This is a genomic window from Longimicrobiaceae bacterium (assembly GCA_035696245.1).
Lineage (GTDB): Bacteria > Gemmatimonadota > Gemmatimonadetes > Longimicrobiales > Longimicrobiaceae > DASRQW01.
Window position 1 is genome coordinate 1 of sequence record DASRQW010000172.1, and the last position, 6,456, is coordinate 6,456.

Annotated in this window: 6 protein-coding genes; 5 read left to right on the forward strand and 1 reads right to left on the reverse strand. The window is 69.6% G+C overall.

Annotated elements, in window-relative coordinates:
* Positions 1–590 precede the first annotated feature (590 nt).
* From VFE05_08060 to hslO, 5 genes are all read left to right on the forward strand, one after another.
* On the forward strand, positions 591–1,961 hold the full coding sequence (locus VFE05_08060; GenBank protein HET6230007.1) for a sigma-54 dependent transcriptional regulator: 1,371 nt from the start codon (positions 591–593) through the stop codon (positions 1,959–1,961).
* A gap of 450 nt (positions 1,962–2,411) precedes the next feature.
* Complete coding sequence (locus VFE05_08065) at positions 2,412–3,752, forward strand: ATP-binding protein (GenBank protein ID HET6230008.1); 1,341 nt, start codon at positions 2,412–2,414, stop codon at positions 3,750–3,752.
* Between the two features lie 217 nt (positions 3,753–3,969).
* Positions 3,970–4,308 (forward strand): hypothetical protein, encoded by a 339-nt coding sequence (locus VFE05_08070; GenBank protein HET6230009.1) that lies wholly within the window; start codon positions 3,970–3,972, stop codon positions 4,306–4,308.
* 1 nt (position 4,309) lies between these two features.
* The gene (locus VFE05_08075) at positions 4,310–4,684 is read left to right on the forward strand and encodes a hypothetical protein (protein ID HET6230010.1); all 375 of its coding nucleotides are present in this window, start codon (positions 4,310–4,312) and stop codon (positions 4,682–4,684) included.
* Positions 4,685–4,877: 193 nt separating this feature from the next.
* Positions 4,878–5,768, forward strand: coding sequence for an Hsp33 family molecular chaperone HslO (gene hslO, locus VFE05_08080; protein ID HET6230011.1), 891 nt, complete (start codon positions 4,878–4,880; stop codon positions 5,766–5,768).
* Between the two features lie 208 nt (positions 5,769–5,976).
* Here hslO and VFE05_08085 read toward each other — a convergent pair.
* The coding region (locus VFE05_08085) for a hypothetical protein (GenBank protein HET6230012.1) at positions 5,977–6,456 on the reverse strand (480 nt) is incomplete at its 5' end.

Below are 6,456 nucleotides of genomic sequence, written 5' to 3' on the forward strand. Positions count from 1 at the left end.
CGTCGACCCCATGGTCGCCCTCCGCGCCGACTGACGCACGAAACGGCGGGTGAACGGTAGATGTTCATCCGCCGACGTCTGCGTGTCTCGGAAGATGGAACGCACCACCCGGCCCGACGCGCATCTGCCGATCTATCGGGCGCCGAGTCACCGCCGGGCGTATGAAACGCCCGGCTGCGAACTGCGATGGTCCTGCGGACCGGCACCGGCGTGCTCCATCGACGACGGGTGGCCGAAGCATCGCACCCTGGATGCATCAGCGACACCGTGGAAGCTGGAGCATCTGTCAAACCTCGTCCGCAGGACGACCGCAGTCCAAAGCCGGGGGTTTCATACCCCCGGCAGACTCCCGGCCGAGCCGATGCTTCGGTCGCGAGGTGACGCCGGGACGCCCATCTACCGCCTACCCGCCGTTCTGTAGATGCGCATCCGGTGACCGTGCCGCCGAACCGCGCTCGTCCGAACCCGAGAAGACCCGACCCCCCTCCGGCGCACCCGAGTTTCGCGGGATGCGCCGGAGCCGTACTATCACTGCGGCCGCGCATCTACGGAAAGCGCCGCCCTCCGCGCCAGCCCCGGACCACATCCGCATGCCGTCACCCACGCCCGACGCCCCCCGCATCCTCATCGCCGACGACCAGGTCGACGTGCTCGAGGCGTTGCGGCTGCTGCTGAAGAGCGAAGGCTTCCGTATCGAGACCGCCACCTCGCCCGCCGGCATCCTGGCCGCCGCGCGCGAGCAGGACCTCGACGCGGTCCTGATGGACCTCAACTACTCCCGCGACACCACGTCCGGCCGCGAGGGGCTGGACCTGCTGGGCCAGATCCAGGCGCTCGACCCGTCGCTCCCAGTGGTGGTGATGACCGCGTGGGGCAGCGTGGAGAGCGCGGTGGAGGCCATGCGGCGCGGCGCGCGCGACTACGTGGAGAAGCCGTGGGACAACGCGCGCCTGGTCGCCACGCTGCGCTCGCAGGTGGAGCTGGCGCGGGCGCTCCGCCGCAGCGCGCGCCTGGAGCAGGAGAACCGCCGCCTGCGCAGCGACGGCCTGCCGCGCCTGATCGCCGACTCGCGCGCCATGCAGCCCGCGCTGCGCATGATGGAGCGCGTGGGCCCGTCCGACGCGCACGTGCTGATCACGGGCGAGCACGGCACGGGCAAGGACGTGGTCGCGCGCTGGCTGCACGCCTCATCCGCCCGGGCGCAGCGGGCGCTCGTGACGGTGAACGCGGGCGCCATCGCCGACGGCGTGTTCGAGAGCGAGCTGTTCGGCCACGTGAAGGGCGCCTTCACCGACGCGCGGGCCGACCGCGTGGGCGCCTTCGAGCTGGCCGACGGCGGCACGCTGTTCATGGACGAGATCGGGACGATGCCGCAGGACCAGCAGTCCAAGCTCCTGCGCGTGCTGCAGACGGGCGAGTTCCAGCGCGTGGGCTCGTCCAAGACGCGGCGGGTGGACGTGCGCGTGCTCTCCGCCACGAACATGGACATCCCGCAGGCCGTGGCCGAGGGCCGCTTCCGCGAAGACCTGCTCTTCCGCCTGAACACGGTGGAGATCCACCTGCCGCCCCTGCGCGAGCGCCGCGAAGACGTGCCGCTGCTGGCGATGCACTTCCTGGTGCGCGCCGCCGACCAGTACCGCAAGCACATCACCGGCTTCGAGCCCGAAGCCATGCAGGCGCTGCTCCAGTACCCGTGGCCCGGCAACATCCGCGAGCTGGAGCACACCATCGAGCGTGCCGTGCTCCTCGCGCAGGGCACCTCCATCGCCCCGGAAGACCTGGCGCTCCGCGGCCGCGTCCCCGCCGCCGTGGCGATGGACGAGATGTCGCTGGAAGACGCCGAGCAGCTCCTGATCCGCAAGGCGCTCGCCCGCTACGACGGCAACGTGAGCCGCGCCGCCGAGGCCCTGGGCCTCAGCCGCAGCGCCCTGTACCGGCGGCTGGAGCGATACGGGCTGTGAGGGCCCTCACCCGGCTCGCAAAACTCGCCTGCCCTCCCCCGCAAGCAGGGGAGGGCACGGCACTGGTGCGGCCGGGGCCCGGTAGGGGTCGAGCTTTCCTCCTCGCTGCCGACGCGCTGGCGACTCGCGCTGCGCGCTGCGGGAGGGCGGGCCGAGATGCGACTGCGCGGACCATCGAACTTGCTCGACCCACGGGCGCTTCTGATCGCACGGAGCCTCGTCCGCAGGACGACCGCAGTTCGAAGCCGGGGGTTTCATACCCCCGGCTGACTCTCGGCGCGCTTGACAGCCTGAGCCACGCGCGATCTCACACGCAGCCTCCTCGATCTGCCGCTGACGCCGGGATGCGGGTGATGCTCAACCACGCTCCATCCCACCGATCCCGCCCCCCGCGTGGCCGCTGACCCGCGGGCGTCGCCAGTCCGCTCGTCTCCGGACGCACCCGTGCCGATGCCCGCGCGCGCGCGGCGAGCCAAGCGCCGCCTGACCCATCAGGCGCAGATCCTCCGCCTCGCCTTCCTCACCGGCCTGCCCGGCGTCCTGCTGTCCACCGTCCTGCTGTGGACGGGAGATTTTCAGCCGCGCACGCGCTGGACGTTCACGCTGCTCGTGTGCGGTGCCTGGGCGGCGTTCGCGTTCACGCTGCGCGACCGCGTGGTTCGCCCGCTACAGACGCTCTCCAACCTGCTCGGCGCCCTGCGTGAGGGCGACTTCTCCATGCGCGCCCGCGGCGCCCGCAGCGACGACGCGCTGGGCCTCGCGCTCCTGGAAGCCAACGCGCTCGGCGAAACCCTGCGCGAGCAGCGCGTGGGCGCCATGGAAGCCACCGCGTTGCTGCGCAAGGTGATGGAGGAGATCGACGTCGCCGTCTTCGCCTTCGACGGCACCGAGCACCTGCGCCTGGTGAACCGCGCCGGCGAGCGCCTCCTCGCCCAGGCCGAGGGCCGCCTGCTGGGCCTCAGCGCCGCCGAGCTGGGCCTGGACTTCTGCCTCCGCGGCGAGACCCCGCGAACCATCGACCACTCGTTCGCTGGTGGAACGGGACGGTGGGAGGTCCGCCGCGACCCATTCCGCCAGGGCGGCCTGCCGCACGAGCTGCTGGTGCTCTCCGACGTGAGCCGCGTGCTGCGCGAGGAGGAGCGCCAGGCCTGGCAGCGCCTGATCCGCGTGCTCAGCCACGAGATCAACAACTCGCTCGCGCCCATCCAGTCCATCGCCGGCACGCTCCAGGGCCTCGTCGCCCAGCAGCCGCGGCCCGACGACCTGGACGAGGACCTGCGCGGCGGCCTCACCGTCATCGCCGGGCGCGCCCGGGCGCTGGGGCGCTTCATGGCCTCGTACGCCCGCCTTGCGCGGCTGCCCGCCCCCACGCTGGAGCCGCTGGACGTGGGCGAATGGGTCCGCCGCACGGTGGAGCTGGAGCAGCGCCTTCCCGTCCGCATCGTCCCGGGCCCGCCGCTGGAGATCGACGCCGACGGCGACCAGCTGGACCAGCTTCTCATCAACCTGGTCCGCAACGGCGTGGATGCCGCGCTGGAGACGCGCGGCGGCGTGCGTGCCGGCTGGACAGTCCACGACTCGCAGCTGGACGTGTGGGTGGAGGACGACGGCCCCGGCCTGGCGAGCACGGCCAACCTCTTCGTCCCGTTCTTCACCACCAAGCCCAGCGGCACCGGCATCGGCCTGGCCCTCAGCCGCCAGATCGCCGAGGCCCACGGCGGCACCCTCACCCTCGAGAACCGCCCCGACGCCCAAGGCTGCGTCGCCCGCCTGGTGCTACCGCTCGGGTGATCACTTCGTCCATCTTGTGCGAGAGCCGATAAGGAGCGTATCTTCTCTCTCCCGGAGAGTCGGACTACCCACTCAGCTCACACACGACGATGCCCCGCCGGTCCTCTGATGTCGTTCAGCCGTGACGCGTGGACACGGTCCGAGGCCGGCGCCGAATGTCTCTCATTCCGATGACGAAGCACCGTGGCAGACGTTTCTCGCCGCGACAGGGTGCCTGTTGATCTTTCCCTTGATTCCGCTACTCTTCGAATGGCTGTTCACGGGGAATGTCGCTCTGACGTCCGTAACGCTCGTCGCCGGGAACTACGCGCTCGCTGTGGCATTCGCGACCAAGCAGCCGTTCATCTGGATGCTGGGATCGTTTCTCGGTGTGGTGTTCGCCGGGGTGTTCGGGTTCTGCACCGGGGCTGCGGCGCACCCTTACCTTGACCATGTGGGTTTTATCGCGGCCAGCGGCAGCATCATTGCGGTCTTCGTCCTGCACACGGGTGAGCGGTACGTTCGACACGTCGTCAAGAAAGAAGCGTTTCCAGAGTTCATGAACCGCGGAGGATGAGATGAGCCCCGTCCACGTGATCTACGGCCTGTATGTAGTGATGGCGGTCGCGTGTACCGCGGCGATCGGGCAGATGATTCGCCTTATCGTCGTTCAGCACCGTGCGGAGAAGAAGCTTGTCGCCCGTCTCGCGGAGGCGCCGGAGGTCCGCGATCTTCTTCACCGCGTCGAAGCGAATGGGTGGCCCGCGAACCATCTCCCGCCGCGCGTGGCCGAACGCCTGCGAGCCGTCGTCGACCGCGAGGCCGACCGGCTGGTGCCGATCGAACGGCGGACGATCCGGGAAGCGGTGTACCAGCCGACGGTGCGTGGCCGCGAGAACTACCTCGGCAAGCTGCTGGAGGAATCCGCGCGCGAGCTGCAGCACGCGCACTGAGCGGATCAGACTTGGGATGACGATGCGGGACCGCTGAGCTGACAGCGGTCCCGCTTTCTGTTCGGCTGATGCGTGGAGCCGTATTCCGTTCCAGGAAACGGGAACCGACTCAGGGCGGATCGGTATCCATAACCATATCCGCGGCCTTGGTTTGGCCGCGTTTCGTTTGATATCGAGGCCGGAGAGCGGATCCATGAACGAGAGAAACTACCTGGTGCGCGCCACCGCCATGGGCGAGCGCGTTCGCGCCTTCGCGCTCGACGCCACGGGCGCCGTCGCGGAGCTCCAGCGGCGGCACGACACCTACCCGGCGGTAAGCGCCGCGCTGGGCCGCACCGCCATGGGCGCTCTGCTGCTCGCCGCCGCGTCGCTCAAGGAAGAGGACCAGCTGCTCACGGCCGAGGTGCGCGGCGGCGGGCCCGTGGGCCGCATCCTCGCGACCGCCAACGGGCGCGGTGAGGTGCGCGGGACGGTCACGAACCCGCACGTGCACGCCGACAGCGTGAACGGCAAGCTGAACGTGGCCGGCGTCGTCGGCACCTCGGGCTACCTGTCGGTCACCAAGGACCTGGGGATGCGCGAGACGTACTCGGGCATGGTTGAGCTCCAGTCCGGCGAGATCGGCGACGACTTCGCGTACTACCTGCTCAAGAGCGAGCAGACGGCGAGCGCCGTGGGCATCGGCGTGTTCGTGGACCGCGACGGGACCATCCAGGCGGCCGGTGGCTACCTGCTTCAGCTCCTCGGCGGCCTCTCGGACGACGAGATCACGGCGATCGAGGAGGCCATCCGCGCGCTGCCGCACCCCACGCAGCTGATCCTGCAGGGCACCACGCCGGAGCAGATCCTGGAGCGCATCTTCCCCGGAGGCTTCGAGCTGCTGGACCGGCAGCCGGTGGGCTTCGCGTGCCCGTGCTCGCGCGAGCGCTTCGAGGCCGCCATCGTCTCCCTCGGCCCGGAGGAGATCGAACGGATCATCGAAGAGGAAGACCAGCCCGCGACCGAGGTGGTGTGCCACTTCTGCAACGAGCGCTACCACTTCACGCCCGGCGAGATGGAAGGCATCCTCCGCCTCGCCAGCTGATCCGCAAGCCGGCTGATGTAGAACCGCCGCCCCGTCTCCCTGACGTGGCGGCGGTTTTCGTTCGCGCGGCGGAGATGCCGGTGCTGCGGTGTGGGTGACGGAGCCGCACGCGCAGTCGCCACTCCGGCATGTTCCAGCAAGGCGCCTCCGTCCAGCCTGGAATCGCCTGCACCGTGCTGGACTCGCCGTGCGCGCGTCCGGCGCCGCGTCAGACGTCCTGGAGCCCACCCACGTGGAAGAAGGGGTTGAATCCCTTGTGCCACCTGTAGTGGAAGGAGACGAAGAAGTTGCCGCCCACGTAGTCGTAGCACAGCCGGCTCAGGTGGGCGTTGCCGACGCTGAACTCCACGTATGGATACAGCTCCCCCGTTGCGTTCTGCGAATAGTTGGACCAGAAGAATTCGATCCGCTGCCTCTGGGTCAGCGCGCCCAGCTCGCCTTCCACCAGGGCCGTGTACTTCCACTTGTGGCCGTCGGTGGGCATCTCGCGCGGCTTGCGGAGAGCCTTTCGAACCGACTTTTTGGCGGCGTCGTAGATGCGCGTGTTCGCCTGGTTCAGGTCGAGGACCTCGGCGACGGCCACGGGGGGAAGCCAGCCGGACTGGTTGGTGTGCATGGTCCGCACGGCGGCGAACCCGGTGGTAGCCTGCCTTGCGACCTCCTCATGCGTGAGCTTGCGCGAGAACTG

Coding starts and splice junctions, on each gene's coding strand:
- VFE05_08075 (HET6230010.1), top strand. CDS start 4,310: ATGAGCCCCGTCCACGTGATCTACGGCCTGTATGTAGTGATGGCGGTC.
- VFE05_08060 (HET6230007.1), top strand. CDS start 591: ATGCCGTCACCCACGCCCGACGCCCCCCGCATCCTCATCGCCGACGAC.
- VFE05_08065 (HET6230008.1), top strand. CDS start 2,412: ATGCCCGCGCGCGCGCGGCGAGCCAAGCGCCGCCTGACCCATCAGGCG.
- hslO (HET6230011.1), top strand. CDS start 4,878: ATGAACGAGAGAAACTACCTGGTGCGCGCCACCGCCATGGGCGAGCGC.